The following is a 24,172-nucleotide window of genomic DNA, read 5'->3' on the forward strand; positions in this document are numbered from 1 at the left end:
TCCTTTAGCACAGAAAGTAACGGCTGTTATTATTCAGGAATAATCCGCTACCCGATCAAGACCTTTTTTACAGGTTTGCCCCAGCAACAGCCATTTACCCACTACGCTTGAATCAGCTTTTACAGGGAGACAACCATGAACAAACGTTATTCATACCAGCCACGCGCCGGACACGGCCTGCCGCACGATCCACTCAATGCGATTATTGGCCCGCGCCCCATCGGCTGGATAAGCTCCACCAGCGCCAAAGGCATACGTAATCTTGCCCCTTACAGCTTTTTTAACTGTTTCAATTACCTGCCGCCGATCATTGGTTTTGCCAGTAGCGGCTGGAAAGACAGTGTGCAGAATATTGCTGAAACTAAAGAATTTGTCTGGAATCTGGCGACCCGTCCGCTGGCTGAGGCCATGAATGAAAGTTCGATTTCTGCGCCCGCCGATCAGGACGAGTTTGCCCTTGCCGGTTTAACGCCCCTGGCCGCCTCTCAGGTTAACGCCAGTCTGGTGCAGGAAAGTCCGGTGAATTTTGAATGTAAACTCACGCAGCTGATTCAGTTGCAGGATGCGCAGGGAAAAGCCATCAACAGCTGGCTGGTGTTAGGCGAAGCCGTCGCTATCCACATTGACGAAAGGCTGCTGGAAAACGGGATTTATCAGACGGCAAAAGCCGAACCGATTCTGCGCGCGGGCGGCCCCAGTGCCTATTACGGGATCACTGAGGCGCAGCGGTTTGACCTGGTGCGTCCGGATGCGCGGCGGGGATAAATCTCAGAGTACCTCCGGCATCTGGATTCGAAGGACCTGCGCCGCGTGGGCAATCTCCGGCGCCAGCCAGCGATCCTCTTGCCAGCAGGGTACAATCTGACGCAGACGTCGCCAGGCGCGAAGGGTTCCACTTGCCAGTTGCGCCTCACCGTGGAACGCCAGCGCCTGGGCCGCCAGCAGGTATTCAATGGCGAGAATGTGATAGACGTTACTCACGGTTTTCAGCAATTTTAATGCCGCACCGGTTCCCAGGCTCAATGCATCCTGGGTCCGGATGCTGCTGCTTATCTTCAATAGCGGGCTATCGCCCAGTAAATGCCTGGCCTGAACAGGCGAAAAGAGGCTGAGAGTCGTGGGAGAAAGTCGTGCGGTGTGCGGTAGAAGGAGGCAGCCGGAACCCAGCGTGGCGCCCGGCTGTGTGCAATTGTGCCAACGGGCACTACGTGGCCGAAGCCCATCAGGTCCGTTATTCTGCGCCGGCCAAAACAGCCACCCGGTCCGCGGTAACTGGGTTACGCCTCAGCCCGTTTTTCCCTGTTCGAGAAAGCTATGCAGCAGCGGCTTTAACACCTTCTTCAACTGCGCAGCCCGCGCTTCATGCCAGGTAAACGGCGGCGTTTCATCCATATAATTAATTTGCGACAGCTCCAGCTGCACAGCCTGAACCTGCTGCTGCGGCTGCCCGTAAGCACGCGTGATATAGCCGCCTTTGAAACGGCCATTCACCACCCAGCTATAGCGATCCTGCGCGCGGCACACCGAGGTGAGTCCGTTAATCACGGCGCTGCTGCAGCTCGCCCCATCGTTGGTCCCAATGTTGAGATCCGGCAACCGCCCCTCAAACAGACGAGGAATTTCACTGGCAATAGAGTGCGCATCAAACAGTAAGGCGTAACCAAACTCCGCTTTCATTTGCGCCAGCGTCTGCTGAATCTGCTGATGGTAAGGCTGCCAGATAGCGTTAATGTAGCCCTGGCGCTGCGCATCCGTGGGCGTTTTGCCCTCGTTAAAAGTCGGCGTGCCGTCAAACAGGGTTTCGGGGAACAGGCCGGTCGTGGCCGTGGCATAGAGCGGTTGATTATCCGACGGGCGATTCAGATCGATAACAAATCGTGAGTAGCGACCGATGATAATGCTCGCCCCCATATCACGCAGAAAATCATAAAGTTGTGGTAGGTGCCAGTCGGTATCAGGTAAGTTGCGGGCGGCCTCGCTGAGTCCGTCCTCCACTTCCGGCGTCAACAGCGTACCGGCATGAGGGATACTGACCAGTAGGGGAATATTACCTTGGGTAAAATCAAAAGGTGTCATTGTGCTTCTCCGCGATAGATGACCGTACAGGGCAGTTCACCGCCCAGCCAGTAAACCAGTTCCGCCGGGCGAGCCAGCGGCCAGTGGACAAAACTGGCAACTTTGCCAGCCTCAAGCGAGCCGTGGCTGGCTTCCAGCCCTAGCGCCTTCGCGCCCCACAGGGTGACGCCGGCCAGCGCCTCTTCCGGCGTCATGCCAAACAGCGTGCAGCCCATATTGAGCATTAACCGCAGTGACAGGGCCGGAGAGGTACCAGGGTTGGCATCACTCGCCAGCGCCATGTGCACGCCATAGCGGCGAAACAGCGCCACAGGTGGGCGCTGCGTTTCCCGTAACAGGTAAAATGCGCCGGGCAGCAGTACCGCGACCGTGCCGTGCCCGGCCATCGCCTGGACATCTTGCTCAGTGGCATATTCCAGGTGATCGGCTGAGAGCGCGTCATGGCGTGCTGCCAGCGCCGCGCCACCCAGCGCAGACAACTGCTCTGCATGAAGTTTTACCGGCAGACCCAGCGCCTTTGCCCGCTCAAACACCCGGGCCACCTGCTGAGGAGAAAAGGCCAGATGTTCACAGAAAGCATCGACCGCATCAGCCAGCCCTTCGGCTTTAACCTGAGGCAGCAGGCGTTCGCAGATAATCGCTATCCAGCCCTCGGGATCCTGTTTAAATTCTGGCGGAAAAGCATGCGCAGCAAGGCAGGTTGCCTGCACATCCGCAGCCACCTCTTTACTCAGTTGGCGGATGGCGCGCAGCATACGTAATTCGCTCTCTTCGTCCAGCCCGTAACCGGATTTGATCTCGACAGCCGTCACCCCTTCAGCCAGCAAACGATTCAGTCGCCAGCGGGCCGATGCCACCAGTTCCTCTTCACTGGCCGCGCGCGTGGCCCGCACGGTAGAGAGAATTCCCCCGCCCTGTGCCGCGATGTCGGCATAACTGACCCCGTTGAGACGCTGTTCAAATTCCTGACTGCGATCCCCACCAAAAACCAGATGCGTATGACAATCGACCAGCCCTGGCGTAATGATCCCGCCCGGTAACTGATGATGTTTTTGTGCGCTAAAGGCAGGCATATCCGCGGCGGCGCCTACCCACACCAGCTTGTCGCCCTTCACCGCCAGCGCCCCCTGCTCAATCATCGCGTAGCGACCACCGCGCATGGTCACCACATCAGCACCGGTCCACACACTGTCTACCTGGAGTTCTTCTGCCATTCCTGCCTCTCGTTGCTCTCGCCGTTTACAGCTCACTTTAAAGTATGTATATGTATATACAACCACATCCCTTGAGGATCAACTATGGCAACTTTTTTTGCGCCCCGCGCACTGCTGGCTGATGGCTGGCACAAACAGGTACGCATTAGCGTTGATGCGGCAGGATTGATTGATGATATCACGCCCAACAGTGATGACAGCCACGCAACTCGCTTAGGCGGCGAGGTCATTCCCGCCATCGCGAATCTGCACTCTCATGCTTTTCAGCGCGCCATGGCCGGTCTGGCCGAAGTGGCGGGCGATCCGCAGGACAGCTTCTGGACCTGGCGCGACTTAATGTATCGTATGGTTCAGCGCCTGACGCCCCAGCAGGTGGGCGATATTGCCGCGTTGCTGTACATCGATATGTTAAAAGGTGGCTACTGCCAGGTAGCAGAATTTCACTACCTTCATCACGACGTTAACGGCCTGCCCTATGCGGATGATGCCATGCTGCAGCAGCTTATTGCCGCCGCCGAGACGGCAGGCATTGGTCAGACCCTGCTTCCGGTGCTTTACAGCTATAGCGGTTTTGGCGCGCAGCCGCCTGCGGCGGGGCAGAAACGCTTTATTCAGCAAACTGATCGCTATCTGCAACAGCAGGCTCGACTACAGGCGTGGGTGAAAGACAAGCCATTGCACAACGTGGGCCTGTGCTTTCACTCACTGCGTGCGGTGAGCGAAGTGCAAATGCACGAAGTGTTAGTCGCCAGCGATCGGGCCTTACCGGTGCACATCCACGTTGCCGAGCAGGAAAAAGAGGTGAACGACAGCCTGGCCTGGAGCGGCGAGCGCCCGGTGAGCTGGCTGATGAACCGCTTTGACGTTGACGCGCGCTGGTGCCTGATCCATGCCACACATCTTGATGACAGCGAGGTGACGCGCCTTGCCACCAGCGGTGCGGTTGCCGGGTTGTGTCCGACTACCGAAGCCAATCTTGGCGACGGCATTTTTCCGGCGGTGGACTATATCGCTCAGGGCGGTCGCTGGGGCATCGGCTCTGACAGCCATGTCTCATTGAGCGTTCAGGAAGAGCTACGCTGGCTGGAATATGCTCAGCGTCTGCGCGACCGCCGCCGTAACCGTATCGCCCTGGCTCACCAGCCTTCCGTCGGCGACCTGCTGTGGCAGCAGGCAGCTGCAGGCGGCGCTCAGGCCTGTGGGATCAGGAGTGGTTCACTGGCCGTGGGGCAGCGCGCCGACTGGCTGGTACTGCGCGATCAGGCCTGGCTGGGCAGCGTGAATGAACACGCACTGCTTAACCGTTGGCTGTTTGCGGGCCAGCGCGATCAGATTCGCGACGTGTATGTGGCGGGCAATCGGGTCATTAACGACGGGCATCATGCCGAAGAACACGCCTGCGCGGCGCGCTTCGCCCAGGCAATGGCGGCGCTGCAATGAGAAGGTTATTTTCTCTGGAAAACTTACCCGTCAGCCGCTGGCGCAACGGCGGAGGCGAAACACGCGAGATTGTCAGCTTTCCACCTGACGCCGCCGATTTCGCCTGGCGAGCCAGTATCGCCACCCTTGCCTGCAACGGACCGTTTTCGACGTATAACGGCATAGATCGCACGATTACGCTGCTGAACGGCAGCACGGTGCTGCTGCGCGGTCCGGCAGGCGAGCACCGCTTGCTGCCCGAAATGCCCTGGGCTTTCCCGGGCGAATGGGCGCCTGAAGCCAGTCTGGAAGGCAAAGAGGCCAGTCAGGATTTTAACGTCATGACGCGCCGTGGCGAATGGCGGGCGCAGGCCGACGTCGTTATGCAAGCAGTCTGCAGCGAGCACGGCGTGGCGTGGGTGTTAGCCGGAGAGTGGTGCATAGCGGATGACGCACGGTTAGAGGCGCAGCAGGGGACATGGTGGGTAGATCACTCCACCCTGCTCTCGCCAGCCAGTCCGGAGGCAAGACTGCTGTTCGTGCGTCTTACCCGTGTCCTTTGAAGCGGCCCAGCAGCTTATAGCGCGAGCCCGGATAGAGTAATCGCGCATAGGTCACGATTTTATTGTCGCTCCACGTCTGGCGGCGGATAAGCAGACAGGGCTCATGCTCATCGATCGCCAGATGTTTACGCTGACGCGCATCCGGCATCACCGCTTCAACGATGTGCTCGCCTGCCGTTAGCGGCGCCGCCCGCATCAGATAGGTGTAAGGCGTGAGCGTATGGTAATCCTGAGTCAGATAGTCCGGAGCCAGCTGCGGATTCACCAGTCGGTCTTCAAGCTGCACCGGCAACTCGTTTTCATAATGCACAATCAGCGAATGAAACAGCGTTTGCCCGGTGGTCAGCCCCAGAACCGAAGCCTGCTCGGGATCGGCTTTGTTCTGACCCATCATCAGAATTTTGCAGCTGTGCTGGTGACCACGCTGGGCAATTTCATCGGCGATGTTATGCACTTCGAGCATGGCCGTGTAGCCTTTCATTTCGGCAACAAATGTCCCCACGCCCTGCATACGCACCAGAAACCCTTCGCTGGTCAGCTCGCGTAATGCACGATTGATGGTCATCCGGCTCACGCCGAGTTCATTGACCAGCTCGCTTTCGGAGGGCACGCGCTGATTTGCTTTCCAGTGTCCTTCACGAATCTGGCTGATGATAGCCTGCTTGACCCGTTGATAAATAGGCGCAGGTTCATCGCTCATGGCCGCCGCCAGTTGTGCAATTGCCGTATGCTCGGCCATAACGTTTTCCTTTCGCAGATAATGCACAGAGTTTACTGCCTGCAGGGTTGGATGTATATACATTCAGACGCGGTTTCAGCACGTTAACCGTGCATCTGCTGCCTGATAAAGGTGCAGCAATACCGGTCGATACTCGCTCTCCCCTGTCCTGACGCCCGATCATTTTTGTGATCGGTTTGGCATGCCGATTGCAACTTGTATAGACAAGAATAGACACTTATGGTTCACTCGCGTTATTCAGTTGATCAGGGTCAATAAAGATGCCCTGCGGCAACCCCACCCTTGTATAGACAGGAGCAGGTTATGTCAGGTTCGACTCAGGTATTACACCTGGTGCCAGGTAATGTTGATCTCGCGACGTTGCGCGCAATTTATCAGGGCAACGTCACCCTTAGCCTCGACGATGGCGCCCGCCAGGCCGTCGCCGAAGCACAACGCACCGTTGACGCGATTGTCGCCTCCGGCAGCGTGGTTTACGGCATTAACACCGGTTTTGGCAAACTGGCCCAAACTCAGATCCCCGCCAGCCGTCTGGCGGATCTGCAACGTAATCTGGTGCTGTCCCACAGCGTCGGGTTAGGGAATTTACTGCCTGATAACGTCACACGGCTGGTCGTCGCCAGCAAAGTGATCAGCCTTTCACGGGGCCATTCGGGTGTACGCATCGAACTGATCGATGCCCTGCTGGCCCTGTTTAATGCCGGCATCATGCCGTGCATTCCGGAAAAAGGATCGGTGGGTGCCTCGGGCGATCTGGCGCCGCTGGCGCATATGTCGCTGATGCTGCTTGGTGAAGGTCAGGTCAGGTTCAAAGGGGAACTTATTGCGGCGACAGAAGGCCTGGCTAAAGTCGGGTTGACGCCCTTTGTTCTGGGCCCGAAAGAAGGTCTGGCATTGCTTAACGGCACCCAGGTTTCCACGGCGCTGGCGCTGCGTGGCCTGTTTGAAGCCGAAAACCTGTTTGCCGCAGGTTTACTGGCGGGCGCCCTGTCGTTAGAAGCGATCAAAGGTTCGTTAAAACCCTTCGATGCACGTATCCATCAGGCGCGCGGTCAGCACGGGCAGATTGCCGTGGCCGCCGCGATTACCAGCCTGATTGAAGGAAGCGAAATCCTCGGTTCACATACCCACTGTGGCCGGGTACAGGATCCCTATTCTATCCGCTGCGTACCCCAGGTGATGGGCGCCTGCCTGGATAACCTCTCTCATGCCGCGCGCGTCCTGCAAATTGAAGCCAACGCCGCCTCTGATAATCCACTGGTTTTCAGCGAAACCGGCGATGTGATCTCCGGCGGCAACTTCCATGCTGAACCGGTAGCCTTTGCAGCCGACATTATTGCGCTGGCCGTGGCTGAAGTGGGCGCTATCTCGGAACGTCGACTGGCCCTGCTGCTGGATACCGGCCTGTCCGGACTGCCACCTTTCCTGGTTCACGAAGGCGGCGTGAACTCCGGCTTTATGATTGCCCAGGTCACTGCGGCGGCGCTGGCATCAGAAAATAAATCGCTGGCCCATCCCGGCAGTGTAGACAGCTTACCGACCTCGGCTAACCAGGAAGATCACGTTTCCATGGCCACCTATGCCGCCCGCCGCCTGGGGGATATGTGCTTTAACAGCGCCGCGGTGGTGGGCATTGAAGCGATGGCCGCCGCCCAGGGCATTGAGTTTCATCGTCCCTTGCAAAGTTCGGCACCGATAGAGCAGGCCATTGGTCAGATCCGCGAACGCGTCGCCTTCCTGGAAGAAGACCGCCTGCTGGCACCCGACATTGAAGCGATGCGTCAGTGGGCAAGCCGCTGCGACTGGCCAGAGGCACTCACCGCATTACTCCCCAGCATGGGCACCTGTTCAATTAAATAAGGAATCCGTCATGAGCGAAACCCTGTCTAAAGCGGTAGCACGCGAGATCCGTGCGCCGCGTGGAAATGAACTGCACTGCGCCAACTGGTTAATTGAAGCGGCTTACCGCATGATTCAGAACAACCTGGACCCCGACGTGGCAGAACGTCCGGAAGATTTGGTGGTGTACGGCGGTATTGGTAAAGCCGCGCGCAACTGGGAATGTTTTGAGCAAATTTTACGATCGCTGCAGCTCCTGCAGCCGGACGAAACCCTGCTGATCCAGTCGGGCAAACCCGTGGGCGTGTTTCGTACCCATGCGGATGCCCCCCGCGTCCTGCTGGCCAACTCCAATCTGGTTCCTCACTGGGCTAACTGGGATCACTTCCACGAACTGGATAAAGCCGGGCTCATGATGTATGGCCAGATGACGGCCGGCTCATGGATTTACATTGGCGCCCAGGGAATTGTTCAGGGCACCTACGAGACGTTTGTGGAGGCCGGACGCCAGCACTATAACAACGATCTCAGCGGACGCTGGATCCTGACCGCCGGTTTAGGGGGGATGGGGGGTGCGCAACCCCTGGCAGGCGTGCTGGCAGGCGCCTGCGTACTGGCGATTGAGTGTCAGGAATCCCGCATCGATTTTCGTTTACGCACGCGTTATGTCGATTACAAAGCCACCTCGCTGGATGAGGCACTGGCTCTAATTGATGAGGCGACCAAAGCGAAGAAAGCCATTTCTGTCGGCCTGCTGGGCAACGCGGCGGAAATCCTGCCCGAGCTGGTTAAGCGCGCCAAAGCGGGTGGACCCAAGCCTGACATCGTCACCGACCAGACTTCGGCGCACGATCCTCTTAACGGCTATCTGCCCATTGACTGGGACGTCTCACGCTGGGAGCAGGCACGCAAGACACATCCTAAAGCCGTGGAGAAAGCTGCCCGTGCCTCTATGGCCGTCCACGTTCAGGCGATGCTCGACTTCTGTCATATGGGCATTCCTACCGTCGATTATGGCAACAACATTCGCCAGGTCGCACTGGATGAAGGCGTCAGTAATGCCTTTGATTTTCCCGGTTTTGTGCCAGCCTATATCCGTCCCCTGTTTTGCGAAGGTAAAGGTCCGTTCCGCTGGGTTGCCCTGTCTGGCGACCCTGAAGATATCTATAAAACGGATGCCAAACTCAAAGAACTTTTCCCGCAACATAAAACGCTGCATCGCTGGCTGGATATGGCGCAGGAACGCATTGCCTTCCAGGGCTTACCGGCGCGTATCTGCTGGCTGGGATTGGGTGAGCGCCATCTCGCGGCCCTCGCGTTCAATGAAATGGTACGCAACGGCGAGCTAAAAGCACCGATTGTGATCGGTCGCGATCACCTCGACTGCGGCTCTGTTGCCTCGCCAAACCGTGAAACCGAAGCGATGAAAGATGGGTCGGATGCGGTATCCGACTGGCCGCTGCTCAACGCCCTGCTGAATACGGCGGGCGGCGCGACCTGGGTGAGCCTGCATCATGGTGGTGGCGTGGGCATGGGCTTTTCCCAGCATTCTGGCGTGGTGATTGTGTGCGACGGCACTGAAGCGGCTGATGCCCGTCTGGGCCGCGTGCTGTGGAACGATCCAGCTACCGGCGTGATGCGTCATGCCGATGCGGGATACGAACAGGCACAGCAGTGTGCGACAAAACACGGTCTGAACTTACCGATGCAATAACCCGCAGCGCCGATTTTGTTGAGTTGCGTCATGTGTTCAAAAACGCTGTTCCGGGGAGTGCGGTTCCGGAACAGCGGCGCGAGATGCTCGCAACAGGCTTATTCAGGCTTCGTGGACGTCAGCGTAATCCGTTCCAAGGGCCCGACAATAAAGAGATAGGAAATCAGGCCGAGTAGCCCCATCGATCCCACATATAAAATCGCATAATCAAATGATTGCGTATTCGCCAGAATGATCCCGATCACCAGTGGGGTAACGATACTGGCCATATTGCCGCACATGTTGAAAACGCCACCGGCAATGCCCAACACCTCTTTCGGCGATGTATCGCTCAGCACGCACCAGCCCAGATTGCCAAAACCTTTGGCGAAAAAGGCCACGCTCATGGCCGCAACCACCACAATTTCCGAGGAGGTGTAATTGGCGATGACAATGACACAGGAGAGCAGCATCCCACAGATGACGGGCAGTTTACGCGCAACCGTCAGGCTGTAACCGCGTTTGAGTAACGCATCAGAAAACACGCCGCCCAACAGGCCGCCCACAAAACCCGCGATGGCCGGTATACTGGCAATAAATCCCACTTTCAGAATCGACATGCCCTTGGCCTGATAGAGATAGGTAGGGAACCAGGTCAGGAAGAACCAGGTAATAGAAGTAACGCAGAACTGGCCAATGTAGACACCAGTCATCATGCGGTTAATACACACGCTTTTAAACTGCGCCAGTGTAATTTTCTCTTGCGCCTTTTTACTGCCCAATGTGGGTTCTCCACCGCCGTCACGAATATACTCGATTTCCTCCTGATTTACTTTGGGATGCTGTAAGGGATCTCTGACTTTAAACAGCCAGACGATCCCTAAAATAACGCCAATCGCGCCGATATAATAAAAAACATAGTGCCAGCTTAAATTATGAAGAATAATTGTCATCAAAGGCGTAATAATTCCGAGCGAGATATATTGTGCTGACTGATAAATCGACGTCACCAATCCCCGCTCTTTGTTTGGAAACCACTGCACACTTAACCGACTGTTTGCCGGAAACGCTGGCGCTTCAATGGCCCCCATCAATAAACGTAAAATCACCAGAACGATAAGCGGACTGGCGTAGAGATAAATCGTGCCCTGCAGCATGGTCACCAGCGACCAGCCAATCAGCGCACAGCCGTATACCATGCGGGCACCGTAGCGGTCCAGTAACCAGCCACCGGGTAATTGCATAATGACATAGGCGATACCAAAGGCCGAAAAGGCCAGCCCCATCGCTTCAGGATCAAAGCCCAACTCCTGACTCATAAAAGGCGCGACGACAGATAACGTCGCACGATCGGCATAATTAAATACGGTGGCAAGAAACAGAAATAGCAAAATAGAATAACGTACCTTGGTACGTTTTATTATTGTATTAATCACCCACTCCTGGATATCGGGTTGAGAGAGATTTAAAAGGAGAGGTGGCGGGAGAGATTCCCGCCAAAAAGATTAGGGACGTTTGCCGAACTCGCAGGTTAATTGAGTCCAGCTTCGTGCCTGTTCGCTGAGCGTAAAACCAAGTCCGTGACGATCTGAAACAAACATCCTTCCGTCACGTAATTCCAGTTGCTCATTAAATAACGGGTTCAGCCATTCGAAATGCTCCAGCCAGGGCTCAAGCGGATAAGCCGCCGCCAGATGCAGGTGAACCTCCATGGCGAAATGGGGGGCGAGTTTACGACCGTGCTTCGCTGCCAGATCCATGATTTTCAGGAAAGGGGAAATGCCGCCCACGCGCGGCGCATCCGGCTGAACGAAATCACTGGCGTTGCCTAAAATCAGCTGCTCATGCTCACGGAAGCTGGTGAGCATCTCACCGGTCGCAATGGGCGTGTCCAGCGCGGCGGCCAGTTGTGCATGGCCTTCCACATCGTAAGCATCCAGCGGTTCTTCAATCCAGATCAGATTGAACGGCTCCATTTTCCGGCCCATACGGATAGCGGTCTCACGATCCCACTGTTGGTTGGCATCAACCATCAACGGGAAATCGTCGCCCAGCGCTTCACGCACTGCCGTTAAGCGACGAATGTCTTCGGCACAGTTTGGCTGCCCCACTTTCAACTTGATCCCGCCAATGCCGTTTTCACGTGAAATCACCACGTTCTTTAATACCTGCTCCAGCGGTGTATGCAGGAAGCCACCCGAGGTGTTGTAGCACTGTACGGAATCACGATGGGAACCTAACAGTTTTGCCAACGGCAGCCCGGCGCGTTTCGCTTTCATATCCCACAGCGCAATATCAATGGGAGAGATAGCCTGCACCGCCATGCCGCTTCGTCCTACCGATGCGCCCGCCCACAGCAGTTTGGTGTAAATTTTATCAATATCGTTTGGATCTTCCCCCAACAGATTATCGGCAATCTCCTTAGCATGCGCGTAAATGCCCTGCCCGCCAGCGCGTTTGGAATAGCTGAATCCCACCCCTTCAAAACCCTCGCGGCTACGAATTTCAGCAATAATAATGGCCACTTCAGTTAACGGCTTTTGGCGCCCTGTCAGCACCTTGGCATCACTGACGGGCGTGGCCAGGGGTAAAATCGACAGGGAGAGTTTGACCCATTCAATACGATCACCGACGTCGGCCGCCGTTTTTGCGTTCACCGTTTTGGCATAGCTCACGGCATGAGAATTTGCGCTTACGGACATAGTTATCTCCTGTGGTTTAAAAATGATTGCGCTAACATTTTTATCTTTACACCCCGACATGAATCAGAAAACCTCGCTGTCGTTATTTTGAACAACAGATCACATTTACCCTGCATAAATGAGGCCATGCTGCCAGCAAGGTCGCATTTATGACTTTTTATTCGCGTTAAACAACATAATGATTGCGTTAACATCTATCGCGAATGTTTTTAGTCATGTCAGCGCATATTGCTTAACAGGTAACGCACCGGCTGGAAATGCTCAGGAACATGAAGAATAATGCCTGTGCGAATACCGCCGTCACCGTGAAATGGATTGCCGTGAAAAGTTCGAAACCGACCCATGCGCCCACGCTTGAAGATGTCGCCCGTCACGCCGGACTGTCACCGATGACCGTCAGCCGGGCGCTGAATGCCCCGCAGTTAGTGCGGCCTAAAACGGCTGAAAGAGTCATGGAGGCGGTACGGGTGACGGGATACATTCCTAATGCGCTGGCGGGGAGCCTGGCGTCAAGGCGCAGTAAGCTCATTGCTGTCGTGGTGCCGCAAATCAACAACAACATGTTCGTAGATACCATTCAGTCGTTGAGTGATGAGCTGGGCTTGCGGGGTTATCATATCCTGCTGAGCGTGGCGGGCTATCGCGCCGATACTGAAGCCGAACTGGTGGCAACGCTGCTGTCACGACGTCCGGACGGGATTGTTCTGACCGGGATCCATCATTCGGCCGCCCTTAAAAAGGTGATTTTGAATGCCGCGATACCGGTCGTTGAAATCTGGGATCTGACGCCAACGCCGCTCGATATGCTGGTGGGATTCTCACATCAACGCGTTGGTCAGGCCACGGCAGAATACCTGCTTGAACAAGGCTTCCGTCGGCCCGGCCTCGTGTGGACGACAGACAAACGCGCCGGACAGCGTAAACAGGGATTATGTGACGTCTTCAGCCAGCAGGGAATTGACGCAATTCCGCAGGCAGACGCGGCGCTCCCCGCCTCTCTGGCATCCGGACGCGCCGGTTTAACGCAGCTCTTCGATCAGGGTGAGTATGACGTCATCGTCTGCAGTTCAGACACGCTGGCACAGGGTGCGATTATGGAGGCAGAACGTCGTGGCCTGCGCGTGCCTGAAGATATTGCGGTGATGGGCTTTGGCGATCTGGATTTTGCTGCCAGCAACCGCCCAGCCCTCACCACGGTCAGCGTCGATCGGGTCGCAATCGGTCAACGTGCCGCTACGCTGCTGGCCGATCGGATTGAACAGCGTCCCTGCGCAGAAAGCATTATTGATATCGGCTTCCATTTAATTAAGCGTGAGTCGGCATAACAGGCGATACGGTTGCACGCTTGTTTATTACTTATTCCATTTTGATTTAGACCATTCGCTATTTTATCGCGTCTGGCGATAGACGCGCTCTTGCCCGGCCTCTAAAGTGAAGCTTCCTGAATGATATGGAGCGCGACATTGCATGACTCTTTCCTCTGACCTGCTTGATGATGCGCTGCGCTGGCGCCACCAGTTTCATCGCGACCCCGAACTCGGCTATCAGGAACATCGGACCAGCGATAAGGTTGCGCATGAACTTGAGCAGGCGGGCCTACAGGTATTTCGTGGTCTTGCCGGGACGGGCGTGGTTGGCACCCTGAAAAATGGAAGCGGACCGGTCATCGGCCTGCGTGCCGACATGGACGCGCTGCCCATCAATGAAAAAGGCGAAACCGCCTGGCGCTCCAGTAAACCTGGTGTGATGCACGCCTGCGGCCATGATGGCCACACGGCGATTTTACTGGCGGCCGCCAGACAGCTTGCCGCCACGCGTCAGTTCAGCGGCACGGTGCATTTTATTTTTCAGCCTGCGGAAGAAAACCTCGGCGGCGCCCGGAAAATGGTGGAAGAGGGATTATTTACCCGTTTCCCTATGGATGCTGTCTATGCGATGCACAACTGGCCCGGCCTGCCGCTGGGATCGCTGGCGGTAAACGCCGGTGCGATGATGGCCTCTCTGGATGCGTTTGAAATTACGCTGAGCGGTAAAAGCTGCCACGCAGCCATGCCGGAAAGCGGTGCCGACCCAATGGTGGTGGCGGCTGAACTGATTCTGGCACTGCAAACGATCCCCTCACGTCGCCTCTCTCCCCTTTCCTCGGCCGTGGTGAGCGTCACGCAGATTCAGGGTGGTGAGGCAATTAACGTGATTCCCGAACAGATCGTTCTGCGTGGCACCGTGCGCTGTCTGCAAGACGATGTGCGCAAACGGGTTCATGCGCTTATTGATGATTTTGTCACTACGCTGCCGAAACCCTTTGGCGTCTGCGGCGCGATTCGCTGGCTACCTGGCTACCCGGTGACAACCAACCATGCAGGCCCGGCCCGGCAGGTTCACGACGTTGCCGTCAGCACGCTGGGGGAAGAGCAGGTGCGGTGGCAGGTGAATCCCTCCATGGCCTCTGAAGATTTCGCCTGCATGCTGGAAGCCTGCCCGGGCGCCTATTTCTGGCTCGGTGCAGATGGCGCAACCCCATCCGCCCCCTTACATAATGCTCATTACGATTTCAATGATGCGCTTATCCCCACCGGTATCCGCTTCTGGCAAAACCTGGTTGAGCACGCCCTGCCACAGGCTCGCCGTTAAAAACCGGCCGCCGCCAGTCTCTCAAGGCCGACTTCCTGCGAGGCGCACTGACCGCTTGCGCGCAGGCAGCAGGCAATTTGCAGTCGCAGCGCCTCTGGCAGGGGGCGCTGGTGATTCAGCACCTCTTCCGTCCAACGCGCCGTTTCAGCGGCCGACTTGTCGGCGGGCAGCGGCACCGCAACCTCGGGCTGTCTCTCTACCCAGACCTCTGCCTGCTGCGCTGCACCGCCCACATAGCTGATGGCCGGGCAGCGCTGCGGATTGGCATAAACCTCACCTTCGGTCCCGTTCAGCAGAATCGCGGGGGCATCGATAGCGCCAAAAAAGGTCGCCACCCGTGGAACATACTCCGGGTGGGATACGCTTGACAGGCGCAGGGCCTCGCGCTCACCAAACGGCGTGGCCAGCTTCGCCAGCGTGTGGGCGCTGTTACGCACGCCCATGCGCCAGCGTAGGGACAGCTGTTTTGCCATGGGTGGGCAGAGATGATCGATGGTGATAAAGACCAGCTCACCCCTGTCGAGCTTTGCCTGTGCCTGTTCGGCAGTAGTGACCGGCACGATCCCCAGCGCGGCAAAGACCGCTTCGCTGGTCACGCGCGTGGCATCCTCACTGACGCCGTGAACCAGCACGGGCAGACCGAGCCTGTTAAGCACCTGCGCCAGTAATGGAGTTAAATTTCCCTGACGCCGCGCCCCGTTATAGCTGGGAATGACCACAGGCATTGGACGACCGCTCGGCGCCTGCAGGCGCATCACACGCGACTGCATCGCCTGATAAAAGCCGCGCATTTCTGCTTCGCCTTCACCTTTGATTCGCAGGGCGATTAAAATGCTGCCCATTTCAAGATCCGGCACCTCGCCGTCCAGCATTGCGCCGTAGAGTGCCAGGGCAGTGTCGAAATCGATGTCGCGCGCATGGTTCTTACCACGCCCGACTTCTTTGATAATTTTATTCAGTTCCATCACGCATTTCCGCTCAGTGGCAACGACTTAACGCCGCTTCGCACGCGATTTGCGCGTGCCGGGATTGGGTTTGGTGTTTCTGGCCTCGGGTTCAGGCGTGACCGGCTGCTCAATTGAAAACACGGGCAGCGCCGCCAAGAGCCGACTGCCGTAAGCTTTACTCAACAGGCGGCGATCGTAAATAACAATCTCGCCAAAACACTGATGGCTACGGATCAAACGCCCGACCTGCTGAATCAGCGTAAAAGAGGCGCTGGGTAAGCTCTGTACCTCAAACGGATAACGCCTGAGGCTCTTCAGCCATTCGCCCTCGGTTAAAATTACCGGACTGTCTATGGGCGGAAAAGCAATTTTATGGATATGTACCTGACTGAGCAGCTCACCTTTTAAATCCAGCCCTTCCGCAAACGACTGCAGGCCGATGAGAATACTGGTATCGCCCTGCTCTACCCGTTTGCGGTGCAGGGCGATCAGGCGACTGCGGGGCTGATCGCCCTGTACCAGCATCATCAGTCGTAATTCCGGCAGCGCCTCGACAAACTGTTGCATGGCGCGCCCGCTGGCAAACAACACCAGCACGCCTTTATGCTTTTCTGTCTGCATTTGCTGGCGGAAAAAGGCCGCCATCTCCGCGATATGCTCAGCCTCATTCGCCATCAACGGTTCGTAGCGCATCTGCGGGATCACCAGCTTGCCCTGATCGACGTGGCTGAACGGCGACGCCAGTGCCACAAAACGGTCGCCCGCCTTTTCATTCAACCCCGACATTTCCTGCAGGCGGCTAAAGCTGTTCAATGAGCGCAAGGTCGCGGAGGTCACGACAACGTGAGGAATCTTGCGCCACAGCATTTTTTCCAGCTGATCGCAGACGCGAATTCCCGCGCAGTGGAAGAACAGGTGTGCCTGACCGTCGCGCAGTTCACGGGTTATCCATTTTGAAACGGGCGCACCAGAGGCTTTTTCCATCGCAGCCAGTCGCCACAGCTTGCTGACTGATTCAAACCAGCCAAAGTGGCGGTTGAGCTGCAATAAATTGCGGTGCAGACGCACGAGATCGACGCTGCCGGTTTGTTCACTCAAGGCGTTAATCAACCCTTCGCTGAGTCCACGTAGCGCGTCGCTCAGCTTGAACAGCCGGGCGCACAGCGCCAGCAGCTCGTCGGGTAAGGTCCCCAACACGAAGCGATACTCGCCGGGCTGATTGTGCGGCGGAAGCAATGGGCTTAACGCCTCACTTATGGTGGCAAGGCGTTCGCGCAGTTCATCGCAGTGGGCCTTGAGACGATCGGGATTGGCCAGCGGCGGGGGGGATTTGGGCCGCATCTGGCTCATGATCGCCTCCACCAGCTTCACAAACAGATCGAGCTGCAGGCTGGTCCAGCCGGGCGTGATATCGGCGCTCATCTCCAGCGCATCCCGCGCCACTTCAGGCAGGTGATGCCCTTCATCCAGCACCAGCATCAGATTTTTGGCCGGGGGCAGCACCGATTCGTTTTCCATGGCCGCCATCACCAGCGCGTGATTGGCCACCACCACATCGACCTGCTCGATTTCCCGCCGGGCAACGAAAAACGGACATTCGCGGTACCAGCGGCAATGCACGCCAAGGCAACTGGCTTTGTCAGTAGACAGACGCTGCCACAGGCTGTCGCTGACGTTCTCCTCGCTGTGATCGCGCAGGCCGTCCCACTGGTAGCGATCCAGTGACTTTTGCAGCCGTCCGCACTGGATCTGCTCTTCTTTGGTGCTGCTGACCGCTTCGTCATCCAGATAAAACAGCAGGTCGGCCTGCTGATTATCGTCTGCGACCAGCGCAGCCAGATTGCGCGGACACACATAGCGCCCGCGCCCAAAGGCCGCAGTAAAGGTGAGATCAGGAATGATTTTTTTAAGCAACGGCAAATCTTTGCTGAAGATCTGATCCTGCAAGGCGACGTTGGCCGTGCTGATCACCAGCCGCTTCTCTTCCGCGCGGCTAACGGCGATGCCAGGAATAAGATACGAAAGGGTTTTGCCCACGCCAGTCGGCGCTTCTACAGCCAGGTGGCGCCCGTCATCACCCGACAGACATTTCGCGACCTCCGCGATCATCTGCCGCTGAGCAGGACGAGGAATAAAGTCTGGCACCTGTTGCTGCAGCGCTTTATACCACTGTGCGATCTGGCTTTTTAATGCTGCTGTCAGGGCCATGTTAAGATTACCGCTTTACTCGATGGCCTGTATTTTTACACAGTATCGCAGTGACGTCAGCTTTCAGGTCTGTTTTTTCGTGCTGGCTTCAGAAAAGGCCTGCTCGTGCTCTCGGGTCAACAGCAGGCCACCACCGCCGTGGCGCGTTGTCGCGTGTTGCGCAGGGATAAGGCGGCGGCCCGAAGGCCTGTACTTCAGCCACCGTGCGAATCCAGCACCTTAAACATCACCGTGGTCGCGTCCAGTTTTCCCTCAACAGACTGCGCATAGGCGGGAATCTCACCCGCAACCTGCCAGTGCAGCGCGCGATAAAGTTCGCTGGCCACGTCCCCGGTTCGGGTGTCCAGCACCAGCAGGCGTTTTCCCTTCTGATGCGCCCGCTGTTCTGCCTGCTGCATTAACCTGCGCGCTATCCCCTGCCGCCGCGCCTGCGGATGCACGAGCAGCTTACTGACTTCGGCCCGATGGCTTCCATTGGGCATGGCGCTGTCATTGAGCATCACGGTGCCCACCACCCGGCCATGCTGGCGAGCAACCAGCAGTTCACTCTGGCCTTTTTCCAGCGCGGCAAGCTGATTGTGCCAAAAAAGGGTCATCATGCTAATGTTTTCAAGATCGATAAAACCGATGCTGGCACCCTCAGCCACACAGGCCTGTAAGACCTGGGCCAGTTCGGGCAAAACCTGTTGTGCCTCAGCGGCGCTGAGTTGTTGATACGTCATCATGATTTGCAGGCCACCAGTAAATAGCGGGCACCTTCAGTAAGATGTGCCTGAAAAGAGGACGCGCCGCTAAGATGAAAACGCAGGCTGTCTCCGGGTGCTAAGGTCCAGCTCTGCGCGCCCATAGTTATCGTCAGCTGTCCCTGCTGCATCCAGATATGGTGTTCCATGCCCTGCAGCGGTGGCGCGTCGTATTCGACGCGCGCGCCAGGCCGCAGTGTGCCTTCGATCAGCTCACAGCGGAAATTATGGGCGGGCGGTGAGACATTACGGCGGCTAAATCCACTGGCTTCGTCGTTCCAGATCGGCTGGCGTTCGCGAGGGATCAGGAGATCGCTTTCCGCTTCCACTTCGCTCAGCAGGCGCGACATGGTCAGACCGTAAGCCACACACAAACGATTAAGCAGGGCAGCCGTTGGGCTGGTTTCAGCACGCTCAATACGCGATAATGTGGGCCGGCTAATGCCGGTGGCGGTTGAGAGTTCATCAAGTGACCAACCCTGCTTCAACCGTAATTCTGCAAGGCGAGCTGCTAAGCGTTGCTCCGTATGATCAAAAGACATGTTTCATCTCACTTATGAAAAATAAATCTCATAATTGAGATAGAACAACAATTAAGCGCAGCCGTCAAGTTGTACATCTAAAAATTGGTTGTACAACTTAACAGGCTTCGCTATGGTGTTTTAACTCAGGTCAGTTAAAGAGGTAAATATGACCTTATACAGTATCGGCGATGTCGCCGAACGCTGTGGCATAAATCCGGTTACCTTACGCGCCTGGCAACGACGTTATGGATTATTGAAACCACAACGTACCGAAGGCGGTCATCGACAGTTCGATGAAGAAGATGTTCAGCGTATTCAGGAAATCATGCGCTGGATTGAAAGTGGAGTCCCAGTAGGCAAGGTCAAAGCACTACTGGAAGGTGGAGATGTTGATTCCAACGATGGCTGGACCGCCATGCAGGACGAACTCATCAGCATACTGCGCCATGTAAGACCGGCTAAGCTACGCAATAAAATCGCTTTAATTGGTCGCGAACATGCGGTTGATGCCTTGATCGATCACGTTTTTATGCCCATAAGGCAGAAACTCAGCCTGGATCAGAATACAGCACGGACAATGTGCAGCCTGCTGGATGGCATTCTGATTGACTACGTGGCGTTTTGTCTGGCAAGCAGTCGCAAAAAAGCGGGTAAAGAAGCGCTGATTATTGGCTGGGGCATTGAAGATCGCACGCGCATCTGGCTGGAAGGTTGGCGACTGTCGCAGCACGGCTGGCGCATCGACGTGCTCGCCGAACCGCTTGATGTTCCCCGGCCCGAATTATTTCCAGGGCTGAATATGTTTGTTTTTACCGGTAAAAGACTGACGCGCCGTCAGCAGGAACAGCTGACACACTGGCAGGAACAGGGATTCTCTGTACGTTTGCACGACGCACACTGAAATAAAAACGCACGCTCGGCACTATGACGGCTGCCTTGCGCGCGCTATTATCCCCGCCTTGACGTAAACACCCTCAGGTTAGTTATGAACTGGAAAAAAACATTTTTTGCCACGCTGTTTGCCATTATGGCTATCGGCGGCACCAGTGGACTTATGCTGGTCGGCTATTCACTTATCGTTCATTCACGCTAAGACGGCGCTGCAGCCGTTCAAACAGGCGATCGCTGACGATCGCTAACAGCCCGACCAGCAACGCGCCTTGTATGACATAGGCGGTATTAAAGCCGCTAAGGCCGATGATGATGGGCGATCCCAGGCTCTTTGCCCCAACCGTAGAGGCGATGGCCGCCGTGCCGATATTGATGATGACGGAGTTACGTATCCCGGCAACGATCACCGGTGCCGCCAGCGCAAGCTCAACCTGCCACAAACGCTGCCAGCCACTCATGCCGACACCCACGGCAATCTCACGACTGCTGGCCGGGACACTGTCCAGCCCCGCCAGTGTGCCCTGTAAAATCGGCAGCAGCCCATAAAGCAGCAAGGCCACCACGGCAGGCCACGCACCGAATCCCATGACAGGCACGGCTATCGCCAGCACCGCCACCGGCGGGATCGTCTGACCAGCGGCGGCGATGGTTTCCAACAGCGGTCGAAAAGCCTGTCCCGCAGGCCGGGTGACCAGCACGCCGCTGCCGACGCCGATAACAATCGCCATCAGGCTGGCGGTTACCACCAGAAAAAGATGTGCCAGGGTGAGCTGCCAGAAACTGTCCTGCTGATAAAGCGGGCGGGCCAGGTCGGGAAACCAGGCGGCAAACACGGGGCCGCTGAAGGGCATGGCCGCCAGCAGGCTGAGATAAAACAGGACCAGCCACAGCAGAGGATCGGCTAACCGTCGCATTGTTGAGCCTCTGCGTGATGAAGAAGATCGCTGAAGTAAAGCACGCCCAGCGGTTGCTGATGCGCATCTACGACGGGCAGTTTATCCGTGCCGCGGCTGATAAACTGTGACAACGCTTCGCGCAGGCTCAGCGTCGCCGCCAGCGGCTCGGCATCCAGCCATTCCCCACGACGCACTGCGCGTCCTGCCTGGCCAAGCGCCAGCAGACGCAGCCCTGTCTCGCTGCGCCCCAGAAAATCACGCACAAAGTCGTTGCCTGGCCGGGTCAGCAATTCACGCGGTTTACCCTGCTGAACGATCTCACCGTTGTCCATGAGTACAATATTGTCGGCCAGCGTCAGGGCTTCATCAATATCGTGCGTGACCAGCACGATGGTGCACCCTGAGGCACGGTGAATGCGTAACATCTCCTGCTGAAGCGCAGTGCGCGTGACCGGGTCCAGTGCGCCAAAGGGTTCATCCATCAGCAGTACGTCAGGATCCGCCGCCAGCGCCCGCGCAACGCCAACGCGCTGCTGTTGTCCCCCGGAGAGCTGATGCGGGTAGCGGCGAAGTAACGCCGGCTCCAAATTCAGCAGTGCGATCAACGCGTCAATACGTTCGCGCCTGCGCGCCTTTGACCAGCCCAGCAAGGCTGGGACGGTGGCTATATTCTTTTCAATTGTCCAGTGCGGAAACAGACCAATCGACTGAATGGCATAGCCGGTACGGCGGCGCAGCGCCTGGGCATCCATCTGGCGAATGGATTCCCCTGCAAAGCGGATTTCCCCTTCATCGTACTCCACCAGACGGTTAATCATTTTAAGCGTGGTCGATTTACCTGAGCCCGAGGTGCCCAGCAGCACGGTAAAGGTTCCTTTTGCGATGGTCAGCGACAGGTTTTTAACCGCAGCTTTACCGGCAAAATACCGGGTGACGCCATCAAACTGAATCATCTTTTCTCTCCAGCAGGGAAATCAACAAGCGGAATAACGCATCCAACGTCACCGCCATCGCAATCACCGGGATCACGCCTAGCAGCACTAAGTCCAGCGCGTTGCTCAGCAGCCCCTGGAAAATAATCGCGCCGAATCCGCCTGCGCCGATCAGCGCCGCCACCACGGCCATGCCCAGTGTCTGCACCACCACAACCCGTATGCCCGACAACCACACTGGCAAGGCCAACGGCACCTCCACGGCGAAAAACTGCTGCCTGCCGCTCAGCCCCATGCCGCGCGCAGTTTCGCGCACGTCTGGCGGCACCTGCTGCAGTCCGGTTACCACGCTGCGCACCAGCGGCAACAGGGCATATAACACCAGCGCGATCAGCGCGGGCGCCATGCCAATGCCGCTGATGCCCCATGCACCTGCCCAGGGAAAGCGTTTTGCCAGCCCCGCCAGTGGAGCAATGAGTAAGCCAAACAGCGCCACGGAGGGCACCGTCTGAACCACATTCAGCACGCTGAAAACGCTGCTTTGCCAGCCGGATCGCCGGTAAAGCACGATGCCCAGCGGAAAAGCAATCAGTAAAGCAGGCAGGACGGTGGCGGCCAGTAGCGTCAGATGACGCAATAAAGCCGCATCAAAGACCGACTGGCGGTTGGCATATTCTTTCAGTAACGACAGGTCGTCCAGCTGGCCGCTGAACAGCAGCCAGAGGGGGAGGATCCATACCAGCAGATTCAGCACCAGTTGCCACAGCCTGCGATGGGTGAGCGCACGCGCGGTATCGGTGATCAACAGGAGTGTCAGCGCGCTGGCGCACCACATGCCGCTCGCAAAGCTGGTTCGCGCCAGCCGGCTGCCCTGCCCGGCCAGCACCCTGGCCTGGTCGCCGCTGAGCCAGATCATGACCGCCAGCGCCAGTCCGGCGCTCATTAACTGCAACGCGCAGCGAAATCCCGTTGGTCTGGCCCACAGCAGTAACCACAGCAACGCCAGCGGGGGCAGAAGTGCCATGCCGTGCGCCATTTGCCAGAGCATCACCGGCTGGCCGGCAACCAGACGATTGGCCGCAAAGCTGACAAACGGCAGGCAACCTGACGTCAGGCTCAGTAACACCATCAGTACCAGCGCCACTGGCTGCTGTCGAGGCCGGGATATCGCCTCCCGCGATAGCCACATCGGTTACAGCAGCTTTTTCTGTTCTAACCACGCTTTCGCCACGCTGCTGGCGTCCTGTCCTTCAACGGCAATTTTGGCGTTGAGCTGCTGCAATGTCTTTTCATCCAGCGCACTGAAAACAGGTTTAAGCCATGCAGCCATTTGCGGATAAGCCTGGAGAACCGCTTCACGCACTACTGGCGCAGGCGCATAAATGGGCTGAACGCCCTTTGGATCGCTGAGCGTTTTCAGGCCCAACGCGGCAACCGGGCCATCCGTACCGTAAGCCATGGCGGCGTTGACGCCTGACGTTTGCTGCGCGGCTGCGCCGATAGTCACGGCGGTATCGCCCCCGGCCAACGATAACAGCTGATCCTGTTTTAACGTAAAGCCATAGGCTTTTTCGAATGCGGGAAGCGCATCACTGCGTTCGATAAATTCCGCCGAGGCAGCCAGCTTGAACGTGCCCCCTTTTTTCAGATAGGCGCTGAGATCGTCAAGGGAGTTAAGGTGATTTTTCTCCGCGACGTCGTTACGGACCGCGATGGTCCAGGTGTTGTTCGCTGGCGCGGGTGTCAGCCACACGAGGTGATTTTTTTCGGCATCCAGTTTTTTCACTTTTTCATAGCCTTCGCGGGCATGCTTCCAGGCACTGTCTTTTTCGTCATTAAAAAAGAAGGCTCCGTTGCCGGTGTATTCCGGGTAGATGTCCAGTTCGCCCGCGGTGATGGCGCCCCGCACCACCTGAGTTACCCCCAGCTGGATTTTGTTAACGGTCTTGACGCCGTGCTTTTCCAGCACCAGCAGGATGACATTGCCCAGCAGTGAGCCTTCAGTATCTATCTTGGAACCCACACGCACCGGATCGGCCGCGTGCGCCATTCCCAGACTCAGCAGTAAAAGGCTGATGCCGGCCAAACCGCGAATGTTTGCCATGATGCTTTCCTTATTAATGTATTTATCTGGAAGTACGGTTGGCCGTAGGGA

22 protein-coding genes and 1 pseudogene are annotated in these 24,172 nt (G+C 57.0%); 9 read left to right on the top strand and 14 right to left on the bottom strand.

What is annotated here, in order from left to right; all coding sequences use genetic code 11:
• Positions 1 to 135: 135 nt before the first annotated feature.
• Positions 136 to 765, top strand: a complete 630-nt coding sequence (locus GKC68_RS15345) for a flavin reductase family protein (protein WP_028723756.1) — start codon at positions 136 to 138, stop codon at positions 763 to 765.
• 3 nt (positions 766 to 768) lie between these two features.
• On the opposite strand, the pseudogene GKC68_RS15350 reads toward GKC68_RS15345, so the two are convergent.
• From GKC68_RS15350 to hutI, 3 genes and pseudogenes are all read right to left on the bottom strand, one after another.
• Positions 769 to 1,032: pseudogene (locus tag GKC68_RS15350) on the bottom strand (aromatic amino acid lyase); the annotation flags it as partial.
• Positions 1,033 to 1,284: 252 nt separating this feature from the next.
• Positions 1,285 to 2,076: an N-formylglutamate deformylase gene (hutG, locus tag GKC68_RS15355; RefSeq protein WP_028723758.1), complete on the bottom strand. Its 792-nt coding sequence runs from the start codon at positions 2,074 to 2,076 to the stop codon at positions 1,285 to 1,287.
• Complete coding sequence (hutI, locus tag GKC68_RS15360; protein ID WP_342656307.1) at positions 2,073 to 3,290, bottom strand: imidazolonepropionase; 1,218 nt, start codon at positions 3,288 to 3,290, stop codon at positions 2,073 to 2,075. Before hutI ends, hutG begins: the two co-directional genes overlap by 4 nt.
• 84 nt (positions 3,291 to 3,374) lie before the next feature.
• Here hutI and GKC68_RS15365 point away from each other — a divergent pair, with 84 nt between their 5' ends.
• Both GKC68_RS15365 and GKC68_RS15370 read left to right on the top strand, forming a co-directional pair.
• Entirely contained in the window at positions 3,375 to 4,730 is a 1,356-nt protein-coding gene (locus GKC68_RS15365) for a formimidoylglutamate deiminase (protein ID WP_028723760.1), read from the top strand.
• Positions 4,727 to 5,272 (top strand): HutD family protein, encoded by a 546-nt coding sequence (locus GKC68_RS15370; protein WP_028723761.1) that lies wholly within the window; start codon positions 4,727 to 4,729, stop codon positions 5,270 to 5,272. The genes GKC68_RS15365 and GKC68_RS15370 overlap by 4 nt, the downstream gene beginning before the upstream one ends.
• On the opposite strand, the gene hutC is transcribed toward GKC68_RS15370, so the two are convergent.
• Positions 5,256 to 6,011: a histidine utilization repressor gene (gene hutC, locus GKC68_RS15375; RefSeq protein WP_014606249.1), complete on the bottom strand. Its 756-nt coding sequence runs from the start codon at positions 6,009 to 6,011 to the stop codon at positions 5,256 to 5,258. The two genes, GKC68_RS15370 and hutC, sit on opposite strands and share 17 nt — an antisense overlap.
• A gap of 303 nt (positions 6,012 to 6,314) precedes the next feature.
• Here hutC and hutH point away from each other — a divergent pair, with 303 nt between their 5' ends.
• Together hutH and hutU are read left to right on the top strand one after the other, a co-directional pair.
• Positions 6,315 to 7,871 (top strand): histidine ammonia-lyase, encoded by a 1,557-nt coding sequence (gene hutH / locus GKC68_RS15380; protein WP_342656308.1) that lies wholly within the window; start codon positions 6,315 to 6,317, stop codon positions 7,869 to 7,871.
• Between the two features lie 10 nt (positions 7,872 to 7,881).
• On the top strand, positions 7,882 to 9,564 hold the full coding sequence (gene hutU, locus GKC68_RS15385) for a urocanate hydratase (RefSeq protein ID WP_028723763.1): 1,683 nt from the start codon (positions 7,882 to 7,884) through the stop codon (positions 9,562 to 9,564).
• Positions 9,565 to 9,662: 98 nt separating this feature from the next.
• Here the strand turns inward: hutU and GKC68_RS15390 are convergent, their stop codons facing one another.
• Both GKC68_RS15390 and GKC68_RS15395 read right to left on the bottom strand, forming a co-directional pair.
• The gene (locus GKC68_RS15390; RefSeq protein ID WP_342656902.1) at positions 9,663 to 10,976 is read right to left on the bottom strand and encodes an MFS transporter; all 1,314 of its coding nucleotides are present in this window, start codon (positions 10,974 to 10,976) and stop codon (positions 9,663 to 9,665) included.
• 72 nt (positions 10,977 to 11,048) lie between these two features.
• Entirely contained in the window at positions 11,049 to 12,245 is a 1,197-nt protein-coding gene (locus tag GKC68_RS15395; protein WP_014593256.1) for an L-talarate/galactarate dehydratase, read from the bottom strand.
• A gap of 320 nt (positions 12,246 to 12,565) precedes the next feature.
• Between GKC68_RS15395 and GKC68_RS15400 the strand changes: the two genes are divergently transcribed.
• On the top strand, positions 12,566 to 13,570 hold the full coding sequence (locus GKC68_RS15400) for a LacI family DNA-binding transcriptional regulator (protein ID WP_033778062.1): 1,005 nt from the start codon (positions 12,566 to 12,568) through the stop codon (positions 13,568 to 13,570).
• Positions 13,571 to 13,712: 142 nt separating this feature from the next.
• Entirely contained in the window at positions 13,713 to 14,876 is a 1,164-nt protein-coding gene (locus GKC68_RS15405; RefSeq protein ID WP_264252834.1) for a M20 aminoacylase family protein, read from the top strand.
• Here the strand turns inward: GKC68_RS15405 and ybiB are convergent.
• The 4 genes from ybiB to GKC68_RS15425 form a co-directional block, all read right to left on the bottom strand.
• On the bottom strand, positions 14,873 to 15,841 hold the full coding sequence (gene ybiB / locus GKC68_RS15410) for a DNA-binding protein YbiB (RefSeq protein WP_264238524.1): 969 nt from the start codon (positions 15,839 to 15,841) through the stop codon (positions 14,873 to 14,875). The genes GKC68_RS15405 and ybiB overlap by 4 nt on opposite strands.
• A gap of 27 nt (positions 15,842 to 15,868) precedes the next feature.
• The gene (gene dinG, locus GKC68_RS15415) at positions 15,869 to 18,031 is read right to left on the bottom strand and encodes an ATP-dependent DNA helicase DinG (RefSeq protein ID WP_264238523.1); all 2,163 of its coding nucleotides are present in this window, start codon (positions 18,029 to 18,031) and stop codon (positions 15,869 to 15,871) included.
• A 194-nt stretch (positions 18,032 to 18,225) separates the two neighbouring features.
• Entirely contained in the window at positions 18,226 to 18,756 is a 531-nt protein-coding gene (locus tag GKC68_RS15420; RefSeq protein WP_264238522.1) for a GNAT family N-acetyltransferase, read from the bottom strand.
• On the bottom strand, positions 18,753 to 19,316 hold the full coding sequence (locus GKC68_RS15425) for an XRE family transcriptional regulator (RefSeq protein WP_264238521.1): 564 nt from the start codon (positions 19,314 to 19,316) through the stop codon (positions 18,753 to 18,755). Before GKC68_RS15425 ends, GKC68_RS15420 begins: the two co-directional genes overlap by 4 nt.
• A 148-nt stretch (positions 19,317 to 19,464) precedes the next feature.
• Between GKC68_RS15425 and GKC68_RS15430 the strand changes: the two genes are divergently transcribed.
• Positions 19,465 to 20,199 (top strand): MerR family transcriptional regulator, encoded by a 735-nt coding sequence (locus GKC68_RS15430; RefSeq protein ID WP_047715485.1) that lies wholly within the window; start codon positions 19,465 to 19,467, stop codon positions 20,197 to 20,199.
• A gap of 84 nt (positions 20,200 to 20,283) precedes the next feature.
• The gene (locus GKC68_RS15435; RefSeq protein WP_013025142.1) at positions 20,284 to 20,391 is read left to right on the top strand and encodes a hypothetical protein; all 108 of its coding nucleotides are present in this window, start codon (positions 20,284 to 20,286) and stop codon (positions 20,389 to 20,391) included.
• Here the strand turns inward: GKC68_RS15435 and GKC68_RS15440 are convergent.
• Genes GKC68_RS15440 through GKC68_RS15455 form a run of 4 tightly spaced genes read right to left on the bottom strand, consistent with a single transcriptional unit; the run spans position 20,372 to position 24,121 of the window.
• Positions 20,372 to 21,103 (bottom strand): ABC transporter permease, encoded by a 732-nt coding sequence (locus GKC68_RS15440; protein ID WP_047715484.1) that lies wholly within the window; start codon positions 21,101 to 21,103, stop codon positions 20,372 to 20,374. The genes GKC68_RS15435 and GKC68_RS15440 overlap by 20 nt on opposite strands.
• The gene (locus GKC68_RS15445; protein WP_028723772.1) at positions 21,091 to 22,038 is read right to left on the bottom strand and encodes an ABC transporter ATP-binding protein; all 948 of its coding nucleotides are present in this window, start codon (positions 22,036 to 22,038) and stop codon (positions 21,091 to 21,093) included. The genes GKC68_RS15440 and GKC68_RS15445 overlap by 13 nt, the downstream gene beginning before the upstream one ends.
• Positions 22,025 to 23,206 carry an ABC transporter permease gene (locus tag GKC68_RS15450; RefSeq protein ID WP_264228191.1) on the bottom strand — a complete coding sequence of 394 codons (1,182 nt, stop codon included), beginning with the start codon at positions 23,204 to 23,206 and terminating at the stop codon, positions 22,025 to 22,027. The genes GKC68_RS15445 and GKC68_RS15450 overlap by 14 nt, the downstream gene beginning before the upstream one ends.
• Before the next feature lie 3 nt (positions 23,207 to 23,209).
• On the bottom strand, positions 23,210 to 24,121 hold the full coding sequence (locus tag GKC68_RS15455) for an ABC transporter substrate-binding protein (RefSeq protein ID WP_264238520.1): 912 nt from the start codon (positions 24,119 to 24,121) through the stop codon (positions 23,210 to 23,212).
• Between the last annotated feature and the right edge of the window lie 51 nt (positions 24,122 to 24,172).

The sequence above is a fragment of the Pantoea sp. RSPAM1 genome (assembly GCF_038816185.1).
Lineage (GTDB): Bacteria > Pseudomonadota > Gammaproteobacteria > Enterobacterales > Enterobacteriaceae > Pantoea > Pantoea ananatis.

What these genes read in the sequence shown, in the direction of transcription:
- GKC68_RS15440 (WP_047715484.1), bottom strand. Translation starts at nt 21,103, where the DNA reads ATGCGACGGTTAGCCGATCCTCTGCTGTGGCTGGTCCTGTTTTATCTC.
- hutC (WP_014606249.1), bottom strand. Translation starts at nt 6,011, where the DNA reads ATGGCCGAGCATACGGCAATTGCACAACTGGCGGCGGCCATGAGCGAT.
- GKC68_RS15430 (WP_047715485.1), top strand. Translation starts at nt 19,465, where the DNA reads ATGACCTTATACAGTATCGGCGATGTCGCCGAACGCTGTGGCATAAAT.
- hutG (WP_028723758.1), bottom strand. Translation starts at nt 2,076, where the DNA reads ATGACACCTTTTGATTTTACCCAAGGTAATATTCCCCTACTGGTCAGT.
- dinG (WP_264238523.1), bottom strand. Translation starts at nt 18,031, where the DNA reads ATGGCCCTGACAGCAGCATTAAAAAGCCAGATCGCACAGTGGTATAAA.
- GKC68_RS15345 (WP_028723756.1), top strand. Translation starts at nt 136, where the DNA reads ATGAACAAACGTTATTCATACCAGCCACGCGCCGGACACGGCCTGCCG.
- GKC68_RS15450 (WP_264228191.1), bottom strand. Translation starts at nt 23,206, where the DNA reads ATGTGGCTATCGCGGGAGGCGATATCCCGGCCTCGACAGCAGCCAGTG.
- GKC68_RS15420 (WP_264238522.1), bottom strand. Translation starts at nt 18,756, where the DNA reads ATGATGACGTATCAACAACTCAGCGCCGCTGAGGCACAACAGGTTTTG.
- hutU (WP_028723763.1), top strand. Translation starts at nt 7,882, where the DNA reads ATGAGCGAAACCCTGTCTAAAGCGGTAGCACGCGAGATCCGTGCGCCG.
- hutI (WP_342656307.1), bottom strand. Translation starts at nt 3,290, where the DNA reads ATGGCAGAAGAACTCCAGGTAGACAGTGTGTGGACCGGTGCTGATGTG.
- ybiB (WP_264238524.1), bottom strand. Translation starts at nt 15,841, where the DNA reads ATGGAACTGAATAAAATTATCAAAGAAGTCGGGCGTGGTAAGAACCAT.
- GKC68_RS15445 (WP_028723772.1), bottom strand. Translation starts at nt 22,038, where the DNA reads ATGATTCAGTTTGATGGCGTCACCCGGTATTTTGCCGGTAAAGCTGCG.
- GKC68_RS15435 (WP_013025142.1), top strand. Translation starts at nt 20,284, where the DNA reads ATGAACTGGAAAAAAACATTTTTTGCCACGCTGTTTGCCATTATGGCT.
- hutH (WP_342656308.1), top strand. Translation starts at nt 6,315, where the DNA reads ATGTCAGGTTCGACTCAGGTATTACACCTGGTGCCAGGTAATGTTGAT.
- GKC68_RS15425 (WP_264238521.1), bottom strand. Translation starts at nt 19,316, where the DNA reads ATGTCTTTTGATCATACGGAGCAACGCTTAGCAGCTCGCCTTGCAGAA.
- GKC68_RS15455 (WP_264238520.1), bottom strand. Translation starts at nt 24,121, where the DNA reads ATGGCAAACATTCGCGGTTTGGCCGGCATCAGCCTTTTACTGCTGAGT.
- GKC68_RS15405 (WP_264252834.1), top strand. Translation starts at nt 13,713, where the DNA reads ATGACTCTTTCCTCTGACCTGCTTGATGATGCGCTGCGCTGGCGCCAC.
- GKC68_RS15365 (WP_028723760.1), top strand. Translation starts at nt 3,375, where the DNA reads ATGGCAACTTTTTTTGCGCCCCGCGCACTGCTGGCTGATGGCTGGCAC.
- GKC68_RS15395 (WP_014593256.1), bottom strand. Translation starts at nt 12,245, where the DNA reads ATGTCCGTAAGCGCAAATTCTCATGCCGTGAGCTATGCCAAAACGGTG.
- GKC68_RS15370 (WP_028723761.1), top strand. Translation starts at nt 4,727, where the DNA reads ATGAGAAGGTTATTTTCTCTGGAAAACTTACCCGTCAGCCGCTGGCGC.